The sequence below is a fragment of the Fibrobacter sp. UWB16 genome (genome assembly GCF_900215325.1).
In the GTDB taxonomy this organism is placed as follows: domain Bacteria; phylum Fibrobacterota; class Fibrobacteria; order Fibrobacterales; family Fibrobacteraceae; genus Fibrobacter.
Map to the genome: position 1 here is coordinate 949,605 of NZ_OCMS01000001.1, position 20,745 is coordinate 970,349.

Annotated in this window: 20 protein-coding genes; 10 read left to right on the forward strand and 10 right to left on the reverse strand. The window is 46.1% G+C overall.

Features of this window, described 5'->3' with window-relative positions; all coding sequences use genetic code 11:
* The first annotated feature begins 9 nt into the window (after positions 1 to 9).
* Positions 10 to 723 carry a glycosyltransferase family 32 protein gene (locus tag CRN95_RS03950; RefSeq protein ID WP_088630601.1) on the forward strand — a complete coding sequence of 238 codons (714 nt, stop codon included), beginning with the start codon at positions 10 to 12 and terminating at the stop codon, positions 721 to 723.
* Here CRN95_RS03950 and CRN95_RS03955 read toward each other — a convergent pair.
* Positions 703 to 1,848: a glycosyltransferase gene (locus CRN95_RS03955; protein ID WP_088630600.1), complete on the reverse strand. Its 1,146-nt coding sequence runs from the start codon at positions 1,846 to 1,848 to the stop codon at positions 703 to 705. The two genes, CRN95_RS03950 and CRN95_RS03955, sit on opposite strands and share 21 nt — an antisense overlap.
* Before the next feature lie 24 nt (positions 1,849 to 1,872).
* Here CRN95_RS03955 and CRN95_RS03960 point away from each other — a divergent pair, with 24 nt between their 5' ends.
* The 4 genes from CRN95_RS03960 to CRN95_RS03975 all read left to right on the forward strand — a co-directional run bounded on the left by CRN95_RS03960 (position 1,873) and on the right by CRN95_RS03975 (position 6,688).
* On the forward strand, positions 1,873 to 3,651 hold the full coding sequence (locus CRN95_RS03960) for a hypothetical protein (protein ID WP_097020135.1): 1,779 nt from the start codon (positions 1,873 to 1,875) through the stop codon (positions 3,649 to 3,651).
* Complete coding sequence (locus tag CRN95_RS03965; RefSeq protein WP_088630598.1) at positions 3,651 to 4,940, forward strand: hypothetical protein; 1,290 nt, start codon at positions 3,651 to 3,653, stop codon at positions 4,938 to 4,940. Before CRN95_RS03960 ends, CRN95_RS03965 begins: the two co-directional genes overlap by 1 nt.
* A gap of 14 nt (positions 4,941 to 4,954) precedes the next feature.
* Positions 4,955 to 5,359, forward strand: a complete 405-nt coding sequence (locus tag CRN95_RS03970) for a hypothetical protein (RefSeq protein ID WP_097020136.1) — start codon at positions 4,955 to 4,957, stop codon at positions 5,357 to 5,359.
* 363 nt (positions 5,360 to 5,722) lie between these two features.
* The gene (locus CRN95_RS03975) at positions 5,723 to 6,688 is read left to right on the forward strand and encodes a hypothetical protein (protein WP_145993956.1); all 966 of its coding nucleotides are present in this window, start codon (positions 5,723 to 5,725) and stop codon (positions 6,686 to 6,688) included.
* Between the two features lie 8 nt (positions 6,689 to 6,696).
* Here CRN95_RS03975 and CRN95_RS03980 read toward each other — a convergent pair whose 3' ends face one another.
* The 7 genes from CRN95_RS03980 to CRN95_RS04010 all read right to left on the reverse strand — a co-directional run bounded on the left by CRN95_RS03980 (position 6,697) and on the right by CRN95_RS04010 (position 11,185).
* Entirely contained in the window at positions 6,697 to 6,915 is a 219-nt protein-coding gene (locus CRN95_RS03980) for a helix-turn-helix transcriptional regulator (RefSeq protein ID WP_088630592.1), read from the reverse strand.
* Between the two features lie 80 nt (positions 6,916 to 6,995).
* The gene (locus tag CRN95_RS03985; RefSeq protein WP_088630593.1) at positions 6,996 to 7,229 is read right to left on the reverse strand and encodes a hypothetical protein; all 234 of its coding nucleotides are present in this window, start codon (positions 7,227 to 7,229) and stop codon (positions 6,996 to 6,998) included.
* Positions 7,226 to 7,702, reverse strand: a complete 477-nt coding sequence (locus tag CRN95_RS03990) for a DUF3990 domain-containing protein (RefSeq protein WP_088630594.1) — start codon at positions 7,700 to 7,702, stop codon at positions 7,226 to 7,228. Before CRN95_RS03990 ends, CRN95_RS03985 begins: the two co-directional genes overlap by 4 nt.
* Positions 7,699 to 7,911, reverse strand: a complete 213-nt coding sequence (locus CRN95_RS03995; RefSeq protein WP_088630595.1) for a DUF3791 domain-containing protein — start codon at positions 7,909 to 7,911, stop codon at positions 7,699 to 7,701. The genes CRN95_RS03990 and CRN95_RS03995 overlap by 4 nt, the downstream gene beginning before the upstream one ends.
* Before the next feature lie 176 nt (positions 7,912 to 8,087).
* Positions 8,088 to 8,654: a type II secretion system protein gene (locus CRN95_RS04000; protein ID WP_200816176.1), complete on the reverse strand. Its 567-nt coding sequence runs from the start codon at positions 8,652 to 8,654 to the stop codon at positions 8,088 to 8,090.
* Between the two features lie 115 nt (positions 8,655 to 8,769).
* Entirely contained in the window at positions 8,770 to 9,300 is a 531-nt protein-coding gene (locus CRN95_RS15105) for a prepilin-type N-terminal cleavage/methylation domain-containing protein (protein WP_097020137.1), read from the reverse strand.
* Positions 9,301 to 9,829: 529 nt separating this feature from the next.
* Positions 9,830 to 11,185, reverse strand: coding sequence for a GGDEF domain-containing protein (locus tag CRN95_RS04010; protein ID WP_088630589.1), 1,356 nt, complete (start codon positions 11,183 to 11,185; stop codon positions 9,830 to 9,832).
* A 59-nt stretch (positions 11,186 to 11,244) separates the two neighbouring features.
* On the opposite strand from CRN95_RS04010, the gene CRN95_RS04015 reads away from it, so the two are divergent.
* Together CRN95_RS04015 and CRN95_RS14755 are read left to right on the forward strand one after the other, a co-directional pair.
* Complete coding sequence (locus tag CRN95_RS04015; RefSeq protein ID WP_097020138.1) at positions 11,245 to 13,818, forward strand: TIGR03960 family B12-binding radical SAM protein; 2,574 nt, start codon at positions 11,245 to 11,247, stop codon at positions 13,816 to 13,818.
* A complete protein-coding gene (locus CRN95_RS14755; RefSeq protein WP_159462268.1) occupies positions 13,812 to 13,985 on the forward strand; it encodes a hypothetical protein in 174 nt (57 codons plus the stop codon). Before CRN95_RS04015 ends, CRN95_RS14755 begins: the two co-directional genes overlap by 7 nt.
* Here the strand turns inward: CRN95_RS14755 and CRN95_RS04020 are convergent.
* Positions 13,966 to 14,178 (reverse strand): hypothetical protein, encoded by a 213-nt coding sequence (locus CRN95_RS04020; RefSeq protein ID WP_015732184.1) that lies wholly within the window; start codon positions 14,176 to 14,178, stop codon positions 13,966 to 13,968. The genes CRN95_RS14755 and CRN95_RS04020 overlap by 20 nt on opposite strands.
* Before the next feature lie 212 nt (positions 14,179 to 14,390).
* Between CRN95_RS04020 and CRN95_RS04025 the strand changes: the two genes are divergently transcribed.
* The 3 genes from CRN95_RS04025 to CRN95_RS04035 all read left to right on the forward strand — a co-directional run bounded on the left by CRN95_RS04025 (position 14,391) and on the right by CRN95_RS04035 (position 17,957).
* Complete coding sequence (locus CRN95_RS04025) at positions 14,391 to 15,233, forward strand: TIGR00730 family Rossman fold protein (RefSeq protein WP_097020139.1); 843 nt, start codon at positions 14,391 to 14,393, stop codon at positions 15,231 to 15,233.
* Between the two features lie 118 nt (positions 15,234 to 15,351).
* The gene (locus CRN95_RS04030; RefSeq protein ID WP_097020140.1) at positions 15,352 to 16,458 is read left to right on the forward strand and encodes a protein kinase; all 1,107 of its coding nucleotides are present in this window, start codon (positions 15,352 to 15,354) and stop codon (positions 16,456 to 16,458) included.
* A gap of 14 nt (positions 16,459 to 16,472) precedes the next feature.
* Positions 16,473 to 17,957 (forward strand): hypothetical protein, encoded by a 1,485-nt coding sequence (locus CRN95_RS04035; protein WP_097020141.1) that lies wholly within the window; start codon positions 16,473 to 16,475, stop codon positions 17,955 to 17,957.
* Positions 17,958 to 18,128: 171 nt separating this feature from the next.
* Here the strand turns inward: CRN95_RS04035 and CRN95_RS04040 are convergent, their stop codons facing one another.
* Complete coding sequence (locus tag CRN95_RS04040; protein WP_097020142.1) at positions 18,129 to 20,291, reverse strand: glycoside hydrolase family 9 protein; 2,163 nt, start codon at positions 20,289 to 20,291, stop codon at positions 18,129 to 18,131.
* Positions 20,292 to 20,745: the final 454 nt, after the last annotated feature.

Sequence of the window (20,745 nt, forward strand, 5' to 3'; positions counted from 1 at the left end):
TATTCAAAAATGATTCCCAAAGTCATACATTACTGTTGGTTCGGTCATAACAAGTTGCCGCCTCTTGCAAAGAAATGCATTGCTTCATGGCGTAAATTTCTACCCGATTATGAGATAAAGGAATGGAACGAAGACAACTTTGATGTCAACAACATTCTCTATACAAAACAAGCCTACAAGCATAAGAAATACGCATTCGTCAGTGACTATGCACGATTCAAAATTCTTTATGAATACGGCGGAATTTATTTTGACACAGACGTTGAGGTCATCAAATCTCTAGATGATATTCTCGCAAAAGGATCATTTTTCGGTCTCGAAAACGAAAGCCATTTCGCTTGTAATCCCGGCCTTGGATTTGCCTGCAAACCAAAATTTCATTTATTAAAAGAAATGCTAGACTTATACGCCAACATACAGTTCGAGACTACATCTGGCACACTCAACAAAAAAACGATTGTCAAGTACTTTTCTGAAATGTTGAGTTCAAAAGGGCTACAAGCATCACCCGGCATTATTAATTTCGAAGGAGCAAACTTTTATCCGGCCGAATATTTCTGTCCCAAGCCTTCAGAATTTGGGAAAATCCAAATTACAGAAAATACACGCACAATTCACCATTACGCAGCATCATGGATTGGCCCTAAACAACAGTTTGCAAATTTTATGATTCGAATTTTTGGAAAAAAGCTGATAATGAAATTATACAACCTGATAAAGTGATTCCAACATTCCGTAGCATTTCCAAATATCAAACCGTTCGCTTTTTATCTGCGGATTCCTGCGGTCAACAGCCAAGTTCAGCGAGCTTAACATTTCACACCAAGGCTTTGCATTTTCAATTGGCAATTGGAATACACAGTCCGTTATAGCAGTTTCCTTTGGCACAGCAGAACTCACTATACATGGCAATCCAGTATATTGAGCCTCTATCAGCGTCATCGGGAAAGCTTCACGCGTTGAAGGCAACAAAAGGACATCCATTGCACTATAGAATCCAACGACATCTTTTTGCAATCCAGCAAAAATGACTCTACCTTCAATACCTTTTTGTTTTACTTGGTTCTGAATTTCAGTTTGCAGAGGCCCATTCCCTACCAGTAGCAATTTGCAATTACTATGGTTCTGCGAATATTCTGAAAACAATTCAACAATGAATTTGTGATTTTTTTCAGGGAAAAATCGCCCAACGTGTCCGATTACAAAATCATCATCGGTAATTCCATATTTCACACGGATTTCTCGCCGTACGGATTCGCAAAATTTAAACCGTTCCGGATCAATGGCATTGGGCAATATCGTCACCTTGCCAGTTTTTACCGTATTTGCACCCCAACCATTAATGGCGGCAGCTTCACCACAAGCAAGCCAGTGAGTGGCGAAAAGTTTGCAAGGGATTCGCATTACGGAGCATAATGTCGTTTTTATGGAATAGGCGATTCCGCCCCGGAACAAGTCCGGGGTGACATTACAGCCAGAACGAGAAGGTTGCGAAACAGTATAAGCCTGGTGGTGATGAGCAATTCGTTTCTTGACACCGGCAAGCATCGCCAAGAAGCACACATAGCTGTTCATAAACCAATCCAAGTGGCTATGGACCACATCGTAATTACCATTACGAAAGATCCTAAACATCGTCCATAAATGTTTCAACGGATGATGCACCTTGTCTGGAATCTGGATACAATTGATTCCAGCTTCGCGGAACCGTTCCAAAATTTGCGGATTCGGCTCGTACTGATATAGCAAATCAAAATGAATGTCGTGCATACGCGAACAGTAGTTCAAAACGACTTGTTCCGAACCACCACCAACAATTCCATGCAACACCTGACAAACGCGAATCATATCAAAAAAATATATATTTTTCACATGCCTTTTAAACGCGCACTCACATTCTCTTTAGTTATTAATCTTTTCTTTTTAGCTTTATGCCTGATTTTCGGCGACCTTAAGTTTGGCGCCGTCGATGACTACTTTATGGCAGCGCGTCTCACAGGCGCACTCGGCACAGATTATAATCCGCATTTGATTTTCGTCAACGCCATTTATGGCTACGCACTATCGCCATTATACCACCTATTCCCTAAAATCGGATGGTATTATATTGGCGAAATGTTCTCGGTTTTTCTCTCGTTCACAGTTATTGGATACGTATTGTTACAGCGATGCGGAGAACGTTGGGGAGCAATTCTAGCGGCTCTATTTACGGCCCTTTTCGCAAGCGACTTTTATTTAGTGGTTCAATTTACGCAATGTGCATCTATTTTGAGTGCCGCAGGAATGTTGCTGTTTGCATACGGAGTGGTAAAACAATCAAACACAGATTGCCACACCACCGTTTCAGCGAGACTCAACGACCTTGGAGCTCGCAATGGCTTTATGGATTCCGTTGCTTCGCTCCAGAATGACATTCAAAAAGCAATTCCATTTATATTAGGAGTCCTCCTCATGCTGTGGGGTTCTGTGATGCGGTGGCAAGCGTTCCTCATGGGCATGCCGTTCTTTTGTCTTGGGCTACTATTTATTTTGCGTGAGTGTTGGAAAGCCAAATGGCATGTGATTGCAGGCCTAGCAATTCTTTTTGCGGCAGCATTCGCAATGCACAATTTCGATCAAAATATATACAAGACTCCCGAATACGAAGCATTCAATAAATTTCAAGGGCCTCGCGTGGCTTTAGGCGACAACAGCAATTACAATCAGAACGCAGTATTAGAAGATATCGAAGAACTAGGATTATCCAGCAAAGATTACCTCATGCTCACAGAATGGGTTCACTATGACACCGAAGTTTTCTCTGTTGACAGTCTCAAACGATACACCGATGTCATTCCCCCTTATCGCGATACAAATCCACTAGAATTCATCCCTCGCCAATTATTTTCGGCCCTCAGCAACGCACTCCACTCTCCACTTTTTTGGACGTGGTTTATCATGTGCTTGTTGATTTATATAACGAATCGAAAAAAATCCATTTACGCATGGGCATCCCTTTTTATCATCTTGGCACTGATGGCTCAACTGCTTGCTATGGGACGGCTAGTCTATCGCGTCGAAAGCGGATTTTGGCTTTATGCAGCAGTCCTCGCCATTCCGTTATTCAATAAAATCACGCTAGCAATTCCACGAAAGCTTGTTTACACCATACTAGGCGTAATCGCCACTGCAAATACAATTTCATACGCAAATTCAGGGAACTTAGTTCGCAACCCCGTCAATGGAGAAAAGAGAACAATTGCAGTTGAAGACTCCACTGATTACACACAAGTTTTCAATTACATCGACAGCCAACCCGACAAAATGTTTTTGCTCAGTATGAACGCATTCATGCGATTCAGCCACCACCGCAATCCGCCTTACTTGGCAACGCCAATCGGTTCATTCAGACGCACAGTTTCATTCGGCTATTGGACACCCTACTTACCCGAAGTTACCACAGCACTAGCAGACTTTGGCATAAGCAATCCCATCAAGGACGTTGTCAAAAACAACGTAATTGTCTTAAACAAGCCCGGATTAACCGATTTTTTAGAACGCCACTATTACAACAAAGTTGTCCTAGACACACTTGCCAAATTTGGGGACATGACATTCTATAAATACCGTTTAACACAAAGTGCAGACACTCTTTCAAAGGAGGCTGAATAATGCAACGTCTCCTATACCCCCTCATAGCAAGTGCTCTCATCACCATCGTATCTTTTTTACTGACATTCGAGAAAGGGCAGAACATTGTCCGCGGCCTATTCGGCTATGAGTTCTTTGCATTGTTGCTGTTCATTGTTTTTATCAAAGAAAAACTTTTAAGGACAATACCGAGTAGCAGACTCTTTTCACCGCGAGGTTTCCTAAAAAGCCCAAAACAAATCCCGGCACGTTTTATAACATATTCAGGACTCCTAATATTACTCATTGCAGCACTTTTCACCATCGCTTGGACAGATTTGCAAAACCAACTCGCCTTTAAAAACTGGAAGACAAGCTGGTATGGAATATTACCATTCGCCACATGCAGCCTCGCAATCGCCATGGTTTGGAAAATCAAATCATTCCAATTCAACACCATAAGCTTTATTTTATTCGTTACGCTATTCGTTCACCTAGCTGCACTCAATTACTATCCTGCCCAGCCACTCGTCCAATTCCCGACAATCGACTACTTAGAACGCACCGCACCCAAGCCCGTTCAGCGAACTAATATTTCCGATGAATTCAAAGAAGAATGGGCAGTCACAGATTCCGTTTCCATCACAAAAAATTACGTTGACACGACACGCAACAATGTCATCATACTTGTAGAAAGCTGGGGCATTCCTCTTGATATAAAGCGATTCGAAAAACAATTAAAAACATTCAACGCCCCAATATTCGTTGGCATTCACAATCGCATGTATAGCCGCACCCGCACAGCAGAACGAGAAGACCTAATACAAACTTTCACACGCGACTCCACAGGCCATCGAGATACCACCTTTTTACCCCAAACATTCGCAAACATCGGCTACAAAACAACATTCCTATTTGGCGGAGACAGCATGGAACAATGGCGGCACAAATACATCGCAAACATAGGATTTAATGATTCGTTTTATGGCAAAAAATCAAAAAGCGATCTCATTTTAAACGACGCTCAAATGATTGCCAAAATAGACAACATCCTCGCCGACACTACTCAAAAACACTTTATAGCTTGGACAACCCACGATACAAAATTTCCATTACCCGGATTTTCTGATATTTACAATAACAACGCCGAAGCTATAGATTCCGCCTACACAGAACGACTTATCAAGACACTCTCGCAAATCGCCGTTTTGGCACAAAAACACCCCGAAACAAGATTCATTGTTCAAGGCGACCACAACCCCATCCTCTCCCCTATCAAGTTCCAAGAACGCTTCTACAAGCGGTGGGTTCCGTTCGTGATATTGAACTAATTACTCACTCAAAAATGACCGCAACCTACGTGAAGTTGCAGGATGCACATGCATCTGAAACCGGTGCTATTGGTACATGGCAGATGATTGGTTATATTGCTCCGGGTTCCAAGCAAGGTGGTAGCTCCGAAAGTTACTCTACTTCAGTCTTTGATTATACCAATGCGTTCACAGGTACTGGAACTTCTGGAACAACAATGGTTGGTTCAATGGCTGCCAATCAGGAAGGTTGGAGAGCTACTGCTAAGACCGCTTTGAACGATTGCACGATTCAGAGTTACTGGAAAATTGTAATGAATCAGGCTGGTAACGGTGCTTCGGTTAGCTACACTGCATCCATCACGGATAACGGCAACAGCACTAGCAATGCAAATTGCAAGACTTTGACTGCTAATTTCGAAAATATCGGTCACGACTAATCGTCTGACTGAACGAAAACTTCAAAAGTCCTCCCATTCGGGAGGGCTTTTGTTATATCATAATTGATGTTGGGTTTGTCGTAATTATAGGCTATTTTGATAAGGTGAAAACAGAAATTCTCGTTTGAAAAATTAAGCTGTATTGACTTCTTTTCCGAAAGATTCTATATCTCATATATGGATGTACAAAATTTAACCTACACTCTTATAAATAAGGATGTTCCTCTTTGCGACTTTATCATCGAAGGTGAAGGTGAACTTGAATTTTGCAAAATCGTAAAAACGAATGCACCTTTACCGTTCTGATGTGATCCGCTTTCTACATGGGTTGCAAACAGAAGTGCTGCCAAACATCGTAGCCACGTGAATAAAATACTGGAATTATGCGGTGGAAAAACAAAGAGCGGTTTTATTGCTTTAACGCATTGTCTCTCCTTGACCGACACACTTTGGGTAAAAAGCGAACGGGAAAATATTTCTTGGAAAGATGTCAATCTGTACGAAAATCACTTTGATGAGGATATTTCTAAATTTGTAATTTATGGGCATGATGTAGTTAAATTTCAAAAATCAACGAAATACCCCGAACTCACGACTGACGGTGCTTACGACAAATGCTGGTTGAATGAGAAAGATGGGATCCATCTTATAAAAACGGGTAGCTCTGGAGCAAGAAATGCAGGACTTGAGCCCTATGGCGACGTCCTTGCAAGCCAGGTCTTTGAAAAAATCTGCTGTTCTGTAAAATATGACCTGAGAAAATACGATGGTCGAGTTGTATCGGATTGTAAAATCTTTACGAGTCAGGAATTTGGTTATCGACCGATAGCACTGTTTTACAAAGTGCGGTTGACGCTTCCGAAGTTACTTGAAATTTACCGCGAATTCAATTGCGAAGACGAATTCCGTCGCATGGTAGTGGCTGACTGCATAACGCTGAATTCCGACCGTCATTTTGGAAATTTCGGCTTTTTGGTCAACAACGAGACTTTTGAACGCACCGAGCTGAATCCGTGCTTTGATTTCAACATGGCTTTTGTCCCTCTCGCCGAAGACGGCTTTGATTTCGGCGTAAGAGGCGACGGATCAATGCCAGACTTTGACGAATACTTGTCGAAGCGAAGCCCTGTAATTGGCTGCGATTACGTTGCCCCGGCTCGTGCAATACTCACGCCTGAAATCAAAAAATGCGTCGAAGAAATCCGCGAAACTCCGCTATCAGTGCCATGTGACGACAAATTCACTGAAAAACGCCTTTCGCAAAAGAACATGATAAAGAACGTCCAATGCGAACGAATTCTCGGCTTTGATTCAAAGTGGGAATTTTAGAATTCTCATCACTTAGTTCCATTTTCAAACAACTGCAAATTCAAGCCTAGCATTTTCAACACTTGAAGCGTTTTACCCAAGTGTATGGACTCTTTTCCGTTCTCAAGTTCAGAAAGAAAACGGATGCCAACCCCGCAAAATGCGGCACATTCAGCCTGAGTAAAACCCAGACTTTTCCGGCGTGCCCTAATCTGCGATGAAATATCTTTGAGCGATTGGATTTCCATGCTCTAAATATAATATTCCCGAACGGGAAAATCAACGTCTCGATTGTCGATAAAAATCAAAATATTCCCGAACGGGAAGATTAAATTTCCGTCTGTACTATTTTCCCATTCTTTAATTCAGAATCAAGCAAATCGTAATTGTAGGCTGAACTTTCCGTGCAAAGTCCTGTTGTCGGATTTTGTAACAGCTCAAAAGTTTTTGAATTATAGATGAGACTTAACGCCGCCTGCAGTGAAAGATTGCGTTCTTCCATCAGCCATTTAGCCATATCGCTGACTATGCCTTCAACGAGAAATTCCTGTTTTAAAGTCATACACTAGGTCTCTTTTGCAAAAAGGATATCGCCTTCGGTGTCCTAAAAGCGTATTGGTTGTTCAGTCTACGAGATTTTAAACCATTCACCAATTCGTCTATTGAAATCACATTAATCGCAAATGTTCTGAATAGTGTAGCGATATCATCATTTGCCACAGGACCAATAATTAAATCAAACTCTTCTGCGGGATGCTTTTGATTACGACTTCTATTCGCCATCACAAATTCAGCCCATTCCCGATCTGGTTGTCCGAAATTTTTAATTTTTAAGGAAGATAAATCGGAATCGTCAAACTCGAAGGCGTTTACTACAGGCTTACCCCCAAATCTATCGGCAACTTTTTGCGACATTTCACGAGCTTGCACTAATATTGTTGTTAGATAAAAAGACTGTCCAAAATCTTTAAACGGCTTACACATGGCTAAGTCGATTTTTTCAATATCGCAATTGGAACCATGGTACAAAATCATTGAATCTGCCCTCCGTTTTTTTGACAGATTGCAGTCAAATCTTCAATGGTATCGTCAAAAGAAAGCAAATGTTCAGCTCCATAGTGAGCTTCTAAGAAATCCATTCCTTTAAAAAGGTGCAGATAATTAAAAGCTTGCTTTACCGAAAGCGCTTTTGCTTTCGCAAATTCACTAATTGCAGCGACAGTCCATGTTATTTGCTTATCCATATAGAGAAATATACAAAAAAGACATCCCTAGTCAAAATTATAAGCATTTCGATTTACAATCTAACTCTACATTTACACTTTATATGCTCCTATATTCCAACCACCAATCTGGGTTGTTGTCAGAGATGTATGCTTTGTGCAATTTTACGTGAATGTAACGAAATCACGTTTTTTAGTTATCGGCTTAGTTGCTTAAAATTGGGTGTTAAAGGTTCTGCATTTGGTGGCATTGTCGCTGTATAGCGGATTATACCTGAATTATCCGTGCCAACAGCGATTGTCCAAGAAGAACCGGCGGCAACATCATTCAATGCAGTCAAACTTGAGGCAATCCACCCCACAGTTGCAGTTCCTGAATTTCCTCTAAAGGTCACTGAAGCCCCCCCACCTTTCAAAGTTCCTCCGCCATAGCAAAAGTTTGTGCTTTTGGTAGAATCTGTAGCAACGATAGAGCCTGGTCCTATATACCCAATAATCGTCCATGATCCAAGTTGATGAGTCTCACCTATATAAGAGTCTTGCAATTTTTCGTAAGTTCTTGCAGCTGGTCCAATTTCAGCAGCTTTGGATTTTGCAATCATACCAAACATCTTGGGAACTGCTACAGCAGAAAGGATGCCCATGATGACGATCACAGTCAGCAATTCAATAAGAGTAAACCCTTGCCTTTTCATAAGCTCCCCAATGGTAAAATTGAAAATTTTTTCAGTTTCTAAAGATAAACATTTGAAGAAAAAAAACAATGCATAAAAAATTTACTTAGAGAAAATAAGATTAAAACAGAAGCTACTTCACAGAGCTGAAAAAAATCCTTCCCCTTGGGAAGGATTCATTATTTTCAGCAAATCTGTTTAAAAACTACTTGCCGATGTTTTCGAAGTTTGCCGTCAAAGAAGCACAACCGGTTCCGGTCGGATTTTTAGCAACGTACTTAACCATCGAGCCACTTGCAGAGGCATCGCCCTTTGCCAATTTGACAGTCCATTCGCTTTTCACAGCACAATCATTGAGTGCAGTTAATGCTTCAGCAGCCCAACCGGCTTCACCAACCTCCGTAGTACTCAACTCACCAACCATCGTTGTGTGTTTGGTATTATCTTTTGGTGCGAATTGGTCACTATACTGAAAAACCGTTGTCTTAGAAGACTTTCCGTCAGAAGCCTTTGTACCCGGAGCGATATAGCCGATTTCCGACCATGCACCAGCGGCACCAGTTTCAGCTGCATAAGCATCCTGCAACTTCACGTAGGTTCCAGCTGCCGGACCGACTTCAGAGGCCTTGGACTTTGCAATCATACCGAAGAGTTTCGGAACTGCGACGGCGGCGAGGATGCCCATGATAACAATCACGACCATCAATTCAATAAGGGTAAAACCTTGCTTCTTCATAGTGTGTTCTCCTTGTTTTTGTGACACATTCTTGTTTTGAGCGTTATTGCTCGTTTACATTCAGTAATATATCCACTTTTTTTCCGAAAAGCAATACTTTTGTCAAACTTTTGTCACGTTTTTGTCATGACTCAGTATATTCCAACTTAAAAGTGCCGTTTTTCGCAAAATTTCGCAAATATTAACCAAACTTTCCGATGAACTATATATAGATAATTTTTTACGAAAAAGGGATTTTCATCTGTTTTTTATATTCCAATTTGGAATATATTATTCGGAGGTGTGATGACCATCACATCGTTTTGCAGTCCATTCATTTACGAATATTTACATTCAAGAGCTTTTTCATGCAAAACAGGAAGTCCACTTCCATTTTAGCACAGATATACATATAAAAAAGGCCTCCCGAAGGAGGCTTTTCTAGAATTAACTGGATCCTTCGCTGCGCTCAGGATGACGTAATAAACAGTGTCAGAACGACGATATAACGCATGACGTAATAGGCGGCGTCAGAACGACGTGAAAGCGATTACTTCATCACAGAATTTGCGACGACGACGCGGTTGCCACCGGCCTGCATAGCCATCTGGAGGGAGGCTTCTGCGGTGTAGATGAGCGAGCCTGCATCGTTTGCGTGGGTCGGCATCACGGCAACGCCCATGCTGAGCGTGGTCGCGAGGATTCCTTCACCGTAGGCAATCTGGAGCTGCGAGATTTCATTGCGAATACGTTCGGCACGGTTCCTGGTAATCTGGAGGTCGGCACCCGGCATAATCACGCAGAACACGTCGTCGGAGTAGCGGCACGGGATGTCTTCGCCACGGATGTAGCTCGGCAAGCGCTGTCCAAGTTCCCAGAAGAGCTGTTCCACAGCGTGGCGACCTTGAGCGTTCTGCACGGCAGGGATTGCATCGGGGTAAAGCATCACAATGCCAATGGGCGACTTGTGGCGCACAGCAGCAGTGATTTCGCGGCTGAGCGATTCTTCCATATAACGTTTGTTAAAAAGACCGGTCAGCACGTCGCGGATGCTGTGCTGTTCAAAGCGCATGCTGAGGTCCTGGTTCGCCACGTAAAGTCCAAACGCGGCAGCGACAATACTCACCTTAGCCTGCCAGTATTCCTTGGTTTCGGTTTCCGGAAGCTTATCGACCTGGAGTGTCAGAATGCCGAAGTGTTCTTCAAGGCCTTCGATCGGGGCGCAAATGGCGATGCCCTTCGGGCGGTGGTGCAAGTGCGTACAACCGCTAGAGACTTCAGGCGAGCTATAGTCGGTCACAACGATGTCGCCGGTATTGAAGCTTGCGCATTCGGCTGGGAGCACGGTTTCGTCACTGATGACGTTCGGACCAAAGCGGAAAATCTGAGAGAGTTCAGTCTGCACGCCGCCGTACATATAAAGCACGCCAGAAGCTTCGGGGAAGAGTTCCGGCAAAAGCTTTTGCATGGCGTCGATGACTTCGGTAAACGGACGGTTGCGGAGAATCCCCACCTTAAAGCCGTTCCAGGCTTCGAGCGGGAACCCGACCTTGAGGGCGGCGGCATCGAGCTTCTTGATGGAAGCAGGCACGGGTTGCTGTTTGAGGGCTTCGGCGGCGGGGATAGCACCCGGCGGAAGCGGGTTCTTCTTTTCTTCTTGGAGGCGGACCGACACGAACTGCGTGTCCTTGGGCTGCGGCTTGTTCAGCACCTCGTTAAAATCGTTTTCGATGGCTTCAATCTGCCTGCTGCAGACGGTATAAAAAACGAAGCCGAGTACTGCGCCCCAAGCTCCGACAAATATGAACTTCGCCCCGATGGACATGGTTTCTTCGGGGACGACATATGCAGCAATGACGCCCATCAAAAAGGCGACCAACCAAAAGATATATTTAACGATATTCATACCATAAATAATATTAAAATATTACAGGGCAGGCAACAAGATTATCTATTTTTGGGGGTATGACAATCCTTGAGAAAATCGCTCTTGCACTCCCTGCAGTTGAATCCCCCGCCCGTTACATGGGTGGCGAAGCAAATAGCGTCATCAAAGACCATAGCAAAATGCTGGCGCGCATGGCGTTTGTGTTCCCGGACACTTACGAAATCGGCATGAGCAACAACGGGCTCAGAATTTTGTACCATGTGCTGAACCGCGAACCGAATTTGCTTTGCGAAGTGGCTTTTGCGCCGTGGGACGACATGGCCGCCGAGATGAAGAAGTACGATATTCCGCTTTATACGCACGCAAGCTATACGGCGGTCAAGGATTACGAAGTCGTGGGGCTTACGCTCCAGACCGAGCTCAACTTTACAAACGTGCCGTACGTGCTTGAACTTGCAGGGATTCCAGCATGGCAAAAGGACCGCGCCGAGAGCGACCCGATTGTCGTTTCGGGCGGCCCCTCGATGGGGAACCCCGAACCGGTCGCAGACTTCTTTGACGCGTTCATGATCGGCGATGGCGAAAAGCTGATTGTCAAATTTGTGCGTTGCGTTGGCGAAGGACGCAAGGCGGGCCTCAAGCGCGCCCAGATTTTGGAAAATTTGTCTAAAATCGATGGCGTTTACGTACCGAGCTTGACGAATGTCGTCAAGAACGAATACGGCGTTATTGTCCCGGCAGAACCCGCAAAGGGCTCTTACGAAAAAACGAACGGTGTACGTCGCCAGTTCATCCCGGTTTTGGATCCGAAAGACTACCCCATCAAGAACTTGATTGCAAACATGCAGCTTGTTCACAACCGTTTTAGCGTGGAAGTAATGCGTGGTTGCGCGCAGGGTTGCCGTTTCTGCCAAGCGGGCATTTGGTACAGGCCGTGCCGCGAGCTCAATCCGGACGATGTTCTGGACATTGCAAAGGCAGGCATTCAGGCGACTGGCGAACGCGAACTCGGTCTTTTGTCACTTTCGACCGCTGACTACAAGCCGGTCGAAGCGCTCACAGATTCCATCATTGACGACCCGTTTTATGACAACGTAGACGTAAGCCTTCCGAGTATCCGCGTCAACAGTTTTGGACAAAGTCTCGCCGAAAAGGTAGCCGCGCTCAAGGGCGGTCGTAGCGCCACGTTCGCACCAGAAACAGGTTCCGAACGCATCCGCAAGATGATCAACAAGACCATCAGCGACCAAGACATGTACGACGCTGCCGAACACGCTTTCTCTAGCGGGTTCAACAAGATTAAGCTTTACACGATGATTGGTTTCCCGACCGAGAACCTGGATGACATGCAGGCGTTCTGCGAACTCATCTTCAATCTCGTGAAAATCGGACGCAAGTATAACCGCGGCATTCAAATTGCAGTGAGCATTGGCATTCTCATCCCGAAGTCGTTTACGGGCCTGCAATGGGCTCCGTTTATGGACAAAGAAACAGCACTCGGGCACATCCGCTATGTGCGCGAAAAGTTCTTCAAGCACCCGAACGTGAAAATCAACTGGGCGGCCTGGGAAACAAGTTTCTTGGAAGCAGTCTACAGCCGTGGCGACCGCAGTCTCGGTCCTGTCATTTACGCCGCCTACAAGAAGGGCATCATCTTTGAAAGCGACAGCTATCGTTTTGACTTTAACAAGTGGCTCGAAGTCTGGCAAGAATGCGGCTATGACACAAGCTGGGTCTACCGCGAACGCGATAAGGACGAAGTCTTCCCGTGGGACTTTATTCACGCAGGTACGACAAAGCAATACTTGCGCCGCGAATGGGAAAAGGCTTTCGATCCAAATTCCGCACCCGTGCCAAACTGCAAATGGGGCGACTGCCAAGCATGCGGCATTCCGGGATTCGGCAAAGAAATAGTCCTCGCCGACGACCCTGTGCGCCACAAGGCGCCGAGCCGTACCCCTGAAGAAATCAAGAAGCTCGTGGCAGAACGCCGTCCGAGCCAGAAGGTGAGCTACAGCTACAAGATTACATTCAAGAAGTCCGGCATCAGCCGATTCCTGCCGCACCACAACATGCTCAGTTTCTTTGAACGCACGTTCATTTGCGCAGGCATCCCGATCAAGTTCAGCGAGGGATTCAGCCCGAAGCCCCGCATTGTGAACATGGGCGCGCTCCCGCTCGGACTTGAGACTTACTGCGAAGTCATTAGCGTTGATTTACTGCAAAAGCTTGACCTCTCCGCCGAAGGTAAGCCAGCAATCATCGAAAAGCTCAGCGCTCCGTTCCCGCGCGGCATGGAAATCGTGGATATCGAGCCTTTGAAGGAAAAGCTCTCGAAGCATTTCCCGAAGGCGATGGTCTACCGCCACACGCCCGAAAGCATCCCCACCGACCTTATGCAAAAGTTCGAACAAAAGCAATTGCCTATTGTCACGAACCACCGCGGTCAGCAGATGGACTTGAACGAGCAGATTTTAGGGATTGATATTCAGAACGGCACAATGGTCGTGCGCGTCAAGTGTAACAACCAGGGGACAACCCCTAGTCCGTTTGTCATTTTTGCAGGGCTGCTTGGCATTGAGATTGACCCGGCCAAGCTCGATGAAGTCTCCCGCCGCTTCCTCGTCGCGAAGATTGCCATTGAATGGTAACCAACACCCCCGTAGATGTCATCCTGACGCCAAAGGCGGAAGGATCCAGTGAAATCCTGTATTGCAAAACAAGACTTTACTGGATCCTTCGCTACGCTCAGGATGACGAGCGATTAAGCAAGGTCAATTTAGCAGGCATGACAAGTTCTATTCAGCCGGGAGAATAATCTCGATGTGACTGGTGCTGACGTTAAGGAAGTGCGTACGGAACAAGTCCTTTTCATTCCTGTCGCAAACGCGCACCTGCGTCACCGCAATAAAGTCCTTGTTTTCACGGATATAGTCCGTGAGGCGTTCGTCACGCAACGTGTCGATTTCGCCCGTAATGACAAAATTATCTGTCCACATTTTTACTAGCATACCACTAATATATAAATGTTAGTCCAAGTAAGAAGATAAAAACCTTATTTTTTCGCCCCTAAAGCCATTTTATCGTATATTATTCAATAAGATACAACAATGTCATGCCCGATTTATTCGGGCATCTCCCTTTTAAAAGAAAATAGGAGATTCCCGCTTTCGCGGGAATGACAAGAATGAATCAATTTAAACTTAATTAAGAGGTTCGCATTATGGCACCGAAAAAAGTACGCACGATTCCAGGGCAGATGGCATACAACAACGCCGAATTCATGGAAAGCGATGCCGCACGCCCCATTCGATTCCTTTCTGAATTTTTCCAGCCTGCACAAGTTTTTGCACAAGAAGACATCAAGAATTCTATCGTGTTCTTTGGTTCGGCACGCACACTTCCGCCCGACGAAATCAAAAAACGCCGCAAGGGTTGCAAGAACAAAGTCGAACTTGCAAAGCTCGACAGGCTCTCCAAGGTCGCCGATTCTTACAATGCCGCTCGTGAACTCGCTGCCAAGCTCGGCAAGTGGATTAACAAGCGCCACCACGGCTACGCCATCATGACGGGCGGTGGTCCGGGCATTATGGAAGCCGGCAACCGAGGTGCATCTGACGTGGGTACGCCTTCTGTCGGTTTGAACATCAAGTTGCCTTTCGAACAACATTGCAATCCGTACATCGATGACGAACTGAACTTGCAGTTCCGTTATTTCTTTGTTCGTAAATACTGGTTCTTGCGCATGGCTCGTGCGCTCGTGATTTTCCCAGGCGGATTCGGCACGCTCGACGAAGCCTTCGAAATGCTCACGCTTATCCAGACCGATAAGTATGCGCAGCAGATGCCGGTCGTGATTTTCGATTCGAACTTCTGGAAGAAGGCTCTAAACTGGGAATTCTTCGCCGAAACGGGCATGATCAATCCGGAAGACCTCAAGCTCTTCAAGTTCTGCGACACGGTCGACGAGGCTTACGACTTCATCACCTCTAGGCTCGAAGAACAGAGCGAAGAAAAGATCACGTTCGCGCGCTCCCACGCCGAAGACGAAGAAAAGAAGAAGTAACAAAGTCATGCCCGCCGGAGCCTGTGCTGAGCGCAGTCGAAGTAAGCGGGCATCTTTTTTGTCGCCCCTGTCACCCCGGCCTCCGTGCCGGGGTCACCTTTTTTGCTAATTTTTTTTCATGTTCTGGAACAATTTGGCAGAAACGATGGACAGGGTCTCGCGCAATTTGGCGCTCCGACCGAACTACACCATGGAAGAATACCAGCGGTGGTTCGACCACAACCCTGACTTTAAGCACAACGGCAATGCAGAACGCATCGAGCTTATCGAGCCGCTTTCGCTCGTAGGCACAAACCAACTTTACCGCGCCAAGCTCTGGATGCAGCACCCGCGCGATGAAAAGCGCTACGACGAAAAAGAAATCGTCGTGAAAATCTGCAAGTACTGGGCTCCCCCAGGCAAGAACCGCCTGCACCGTTTGAACATGCTTCTAAGCGCGTTCCAAGACGAAATCCGCATCAACAACCTCGTCCGCGCCACAAACATCGAAGGCGTGGTGCAGACTTTTGGCGGAGGTATTGCGGGTCGCCACCCCTACCTCAAGCTAGAGTTTATCAAGGGTTGCTCGCTTGATAGAGTCATCAAGCCAAAGCTCACTGACGAAGAACTTTTGCAGCGCGTGGCTCAAATCGCCTACCTTGCAAACACCATCAGCCAGCTCCATTACTACCAAATTGTGCATAAGGACATCAAGCCCAAGAACTTGCTCCTGTGCCAGAATCCGGCGCACAAGAACAACCATAAAATACTGATTTGCGACTTTGGCTACGCACAGGCCAAGATGCGCGAATCCGTTACCGAAGGCGGCGGAGTCTTTTCACCTAGTTACAGCGCCCCCGAACTAGCCCAGTCCAGCGAAAACATTACATCCGCGGTAGACTACTTTAGTTTCGGCGCCGTGATGCACGAATACCTTACCGGCGTAAAGCTCTACCCCAAGGCGAAGGAAATCTACACCGAAGAAGGCCGCCTGATTACCAAGCGCTACATGGAATACATCGAGAACGGCCGCGAAAACGTGTTTAACGATGAACGTTTCCCGGAAATTCACGATTGGATCGATGCACTGACTACGTTTGACGCCAACGAACGCATGAAAAAGAGCCCGAACCTGTTCGCCCTCGCCCACAAGCTCCGCGAAGAGGTAAATGCCCAGGGATTCCGGGATGTAAACACCGATTTTCTGTGGAACCAGCTGAACGAATACGGAAAGCGCTCTTTTTAGTTATATTCATTGGTATGAAGAAAATATTGAGCATCCTCCTAAAACCGTTCCGGTTTTTCAAATTCCATCATTACGTGACGCTTTTAGCGATCGCAGCACTCGGGGTATTCAACGTCCAGACCAGCTTTGACCCCATCATCCAAAAATTCCGCCAGGAAAAGGAAATCCACCAGTCCTTCGGCAAGTGGTGGGACGAAGAACGCGCCCAGGAATTCAGAAACGTGGGACTCACGCCAAACGACACCATAAAGGCGCAAGAATTCGAGCTCTACAAGGAACGTTACCAAGTCGAGCACCCAACGCCAATCATCGAAGACCGCATCGAGGAAATGAAGGGAGAATTCCTCGATTGGTGGGAAAATCAGGGCGGCAAGGAACAGTACGCCAAGGAGCATGGCAACTACCCGACCGACAAGCAATATGAGGCGGAACTCAAAAAATGGATTTACAATTATACGGACAAATTCATCCGTTACCGTTGGGCATACCAGCCTAGCCGAGGCAATACCGAAAGTTGGCTCACTTGTAGCTTGCTGTTCCCGAGCGCATGGTCCTTTATTTTCTTCGTCGTATTTTTCATGTTCGCGCTGATGCAGCTTGAGAAGCGTTGGCACGCGTTCTTTGTTTACGTTTACGCGGTAGTAATCGCAATTATTAGCGGTTTCTTTGTCGATTTACTCGTAGACACATCGTTCTTTGGGCAGTTCGCCTCGCAGCGTTACATGGGCGTAAGCCTGATGGTCTGTTTCTTGCTTGGAGCAAACGTTTTCGACAAGGAGAAAGACGCCATTCCGTCTTACGTGAGCAAGATATCGCAATTGGCTCTTTTCGGGAGCATGGCGATTGACTGGTTCCTGAATCCTGGAATATTCAATGCGGTCGCTGTGGAATCGCCGTTCTTCTTTGCTTTAGGCGGGCTTGCAGGGTACTTCATGCCTCATCGCGCAGAAGGAAACACCAAACAAGTTGTTACCGAGCAAAGGCCCGAAGAAACGGAATCACCTAGCGAACGCACCCGCAATATGATTAACAAGGGTCTTGAAGCAGCAAACAATGGTGAAAACGAGAATGCGGCTCGTCTATTGCAATACGGGTTGACAGCGCTGTTGCAAGAAGAACCGGTCAAGTTCCTGGAAGTCAAGGATGCCGTGAATCGAATTGCAGCCTGCTATGCAGAAATTCCGAGCACGCAATGGCTCGAATGGGGCGCTATCGCCAAGCAGAAGAAAATCCCGGAGGCCGCCATTACTCTGTTCGAGAAGGGAATTGCAAAAGAAACAGACGCAAAACTTTTGCGACGTGCGCACTTTGACATTGGCGAGCTCCGCATTCAGACAAAGTCCGATGTGAACGCCGCCATGGAGCATTTGACCAAGGTCATCAAGGAAAACGACAGCGACACGCTCGCCGAGCAGTCCAAGAAGCTTATGGAAACCGGCAAAGACATCCTAGTGCAGATGGCCTACGCCGCTCCCAAACAGTTTAAAGTTTCAAATTAAAAACTAAAGGCGATGCCGGAACGGAGTCCGGCATGACAACAAAGCCCCGGGATAAATCCGGGGCTTCGTCATTCTGAGCGTAGCGAAGAATCCAGTTACATTATCAGTTGCTTCACCAAGAATTAACTGGATCCTTCGTCCTTACGGACTCAGGATGACGTCAAAGCATTCTTACTTTACAACAAACTTCTTGGCGGAAAAGCCTTGAATTTGCACGAGGTAAAGTCCGGTTTTGAGTGTGCTGACGTTGAGCGATTCATTCATGCTCTGAGCGGTCTTTTGCATTTGTACATTGCCTTGCACATCAAGAATCTTGATGGACTTGCCCACGACAGAACGCGGCAAACGGAGCGAAAGCGTGTTGTCTACGAGCGACATGCCGAACTTCGCTGCAACCACAGACTTCGAAAGTCCAACAGAGAACTTCACAGGCTTAGTCAATTCATCATAGCGTTCCACAAGCGCCATCAAGTACCATGTGCTATGCGGAAGCCACTGTTCATCCCAGCGCCACACCTGCCAAGATTCCTTCAAGGAATCAAAGCCCACTGCAGCAACACCATCATCCGTCCAAGCAATGCCTGAACCATCCTGATTCTTGCCGGTAATGCCGTTTGCAATACCGCCTTCAAGCGTTGCATCATATTCAGACTGACCATCGTACTTTTTCGGGTTCTTCGTTCCCTTGCCATACATCATGCAAGTCGCATACGGGTTCTTGCCCAAAATCCAGTCGAGCTGATCCGTAGCATATTTTTGCACATCACTCGTGGTAACATTCCTATATTCGCCGTCAATAATGCGTTTTGCGTACATTATCGCCGCAGAAAGACTTGCAAGGCGAGCATCTTCACCCTGCCACCAATAATTACTTTCGTTATCGTGCGGGATAAAGAATCCATCCTTTATTTTGTCCTGAGTCTTGTAAGTCTGGCGGGCATAACCAAACGGGTTATCAACCTTATTCGTAATTTTAACAAGCCAGTCAAAATGAGACTTAATGGCATTACGAACATTAACGATAGATTCGTTCACGCAACCACCACCAATCATAGTAACGCAAGCCCAATAAGGGAATGGCTGACCATGAACTTCTATGCCGGCATCTTCGTCAATAGCGCCAACAACCTCACTATAACGAGCAAGGGCAACCAACGGAAGCCCCGCATCGCTTGCATGCCAGAACGGACGAGTCTTTGCATCATCGCTCCAGAAATAGCCATCTTCACTTACACGAGAAGATAAATGCTCGGCACGGTCATAAGCATCTTCCAGATACTCCTGTTTTTTTGTAGCGGCATAAAGTTCCGTCGCCGCCAAGAGCGCCGTATAATCGTCGATAATGTTTTCCTTGCCATCATCGCAGTAAGCACAAGACTTGCCTATTCCCTGTTTTTCGGACAAATGCTTATAAGCTTTTTCAGCCGCAGCCAAATACTGTTCACTCGTAAAATCACCCTTCAGCTGAAGCCTTGCTGCGCTTGCAAGACCGGCTATTGCCATGCCACCGCCTTCGCGGAACGCCGTCTGGTAATCAGTACTCTTGATGCCATCGGAACCGGAGAACGCACAAATTTCGCGTTTGCCCATAAGCGAGCCCCAGTTGTCGAACACGGTCATATAGAAAAAGCCCTGTTCGTCAAGCATGCGCACCAAAAAGTCCGCACCGTAAGCGGCTTCATCAGCCGTTTTCGCCTTGGTCGAAGTCGATGCAAGCAACGCCGGAATGCGTTCCGAAGCAAAAGCAAGCGACCAGACCGTCAAAGGAATCTGCTGCGGGTTCAAGTAGTTCGCGTAAGAAAGGTGGCTCAAGTATTTGCTGACATCGCCGCTGGCATCGTACCAACCGCCATGCACATCGAGCTTTTTATCAGACTTGTACACCGGCATCTGCTTATCCCAGCCTTCAACAGTAGGGTCATCTGCACGATCATCATAGAAGTAATTGAGCACTGACGCAAGCGTATTTGCAGCCAAAGCGTTTTCGCCCACCGTAAATTCGCCCGATTTCTGCGGTTGACCATTTTCAGAAACCTGAAGCGTGTACTTACCTGCCGTAAGGCCCGTCAAATCAGCAACATAAAACTTGCCATTGTTGAGCCAGTTGTCCGGATTCGTACCCGCCGAAAGCTTACCTGTCTTGACCGCAGTCTCGCCTGACATCACACTAAATTCGGCACCATCCGAAAGATTATCGCTCTTGACGATCACGGAAATCGGCTGACCGACATCATAACCGACCTGGTTGTAGAAAAACTTGGTTTCAGCAGAAGCAACACCCGCGCTCAAAAGAACCGCGGCAGACAAAATCGGGGAAAGCTCATATATATGCATGCGCTAAATATAGATTCACGACGATTTTTCGAAAAGTAAAATAATCCTCATACGAAAAGGAGATCATTGCCGCGTCGTTCTGAGGACCGAAGGGACGAAGAACCTAGTTAAGTTTTCGCATTTATTTAACGCATATCCAGCGTAGAAAACAAAATTAACCATTTACAGTTCATTCGAGGAACCGTTCAGAGCGACTAAAAACCGCAATTTATTCGGCATGTTTTATAGCAACAGCATCAGGATAAGGATGTTTTTCAAAACCATTGTAGCCTTAAATTACAAGTCCAAAGCTCATTTGATCAAAATTTAACGCAAATTTTACGTTAATTATTAAATATTTTTCATTTCATTCAAAATTTTTATTGACCATTCAAAATTCAAAACCTATGTTTGCGATGTAAATGAAAAACGACTGGATTCTTCGCGATTCCATCGCTCAGAATGACGTCACAAA

Excerpts from the sequence above, each read along its gene's own strand:
- CRN95_RS03950 (WP_088630601.1), top strand. The coding sequence starts at position 10 with ATGATTCCCAAAGTCATACATTACTGTTGGTTCGGTCATAACAAGTTG.
- CRN95_RS03955 (WP_088630600.1), bottom strand. The coding sequence starts at position 1,848 with ATGATTCGCGTTTGTCAGGTGTTGCATGGAATTGTTGGTGGTGGTTCG.
- CRN95_RS03960 (WP_097020135.1), top strand. The coding sequence starts at position 1,873 with ATGCCTTTTAAACGCGCACTCACATTCTCTTTAGTTATTAATCTTTTC.
- CRN95_RS03965 (WP_088630598.1), top strand. The coding sequence starts at position 3,651 with ATGCAACGTCTCCTATACCCCCTCATAGCAAGTGCTCTCATCACCATC.
- CRN95_RS03970 (WP_097020136.1), top strand. The coding sequence starts at position 4,955 with ATGACCGCAACCTACGTGAAGTTGCAGGATGCACATGCATCTGAAACC.
- CRN95_RS03980 (WP_088630592.1), bottom strand. The coding sequence starts at position 6,915 with ATGGAAATCCAATCGCTCAAAGATATTTCATCGCAGATTAGGGCACGC.
- CRN95_RS03985 (WP_088630593.1), bottom strand. The coding sequence starts at position 7,229 with ATGACTTTAAAACAGGAATTTCTCGTTGAAGGCATAGTCAGCGATATG.
- CRN95_RS03990 (WP_088630594.1), bottom strand. The coding sequence starts at position 7,702 with ATGATTTTGTACCATGGTTCCAATTGCGATATTGAAAAAATCGACTTA.
- CRN95_RS03995 (WP_088630595.1), bottom strand. The coding sequence starts at position 7,911 with ATGGATAAGCAAATAACATGGACTGTCGCTGCAATTAGTGAATTTGCG.
- CRN95_RS15105 (WP_097020137.1), bottom strand. The coding sequence starts at position 9,300 with ATGAAGAAGCAAGGTTTTACCCTTATTGAATTGATGGTCGTGATTGTT.
- CRN95_RS04010 (WP_088630589.1), bottom strand. The coding sequence starts at position 11,185 with ATGAATATCGTTAAATATATCTTTTGGTTGGTCGCCTTTTTGATGGGC.
- CRN95_RS04015 (WP_097020138.1), top strand. The coding sequence starts at position 11,245 with ATGACAATCCTTGAGAAAATCGCTCTTGCACTCCCTGCAGTTGAATCC.
- CRN95_RS14755 (WP_159462268.1), top strand. The coding sequence starts at position 13,812 with ATGGTAACCAACACCCCCGTAGATGTCATCCTGACGCCAAAGGCGGAA.
- CRN95_RS04020 (WP_015732184.1), bottom strand. The coding sequence starts at position 14,178 with ATGCTAGTAAAAATGTGGACAGATAATTTTGTCATTACGGGCGAAATC.
- CRN95_RS04025 (WP_097020139.1), top strand. The coding sequence starts at position 14,391 with ATGGCACCGAAAAAAGTACGCACGATTCCAGGGCAGATGGCATACAAC.
- CRN95_RS04030 (WP_097020140.1), top strand. The coding sequence starts at position 15,352 with ATGTTCTGGAACAATTTGGCAGAAACGATGGACAGGGTCTCGCGCAAT.
- CRN95_RS04035 (WP_097020141.1), top strand. The coding sequence starts at position 16,473 with ATGAAGAAAATATTGAGCATCCTCCTAAAACCGTTCCGGTTTTTCAAA.
- CRN95_RS04040 (WP_097020142.1), bottom strand. The coding sequence starts at position 20,291 with ATGCATATATATGAGCTTTCCCCGATTTTGTCTGCCGCGGTTCTTTTG.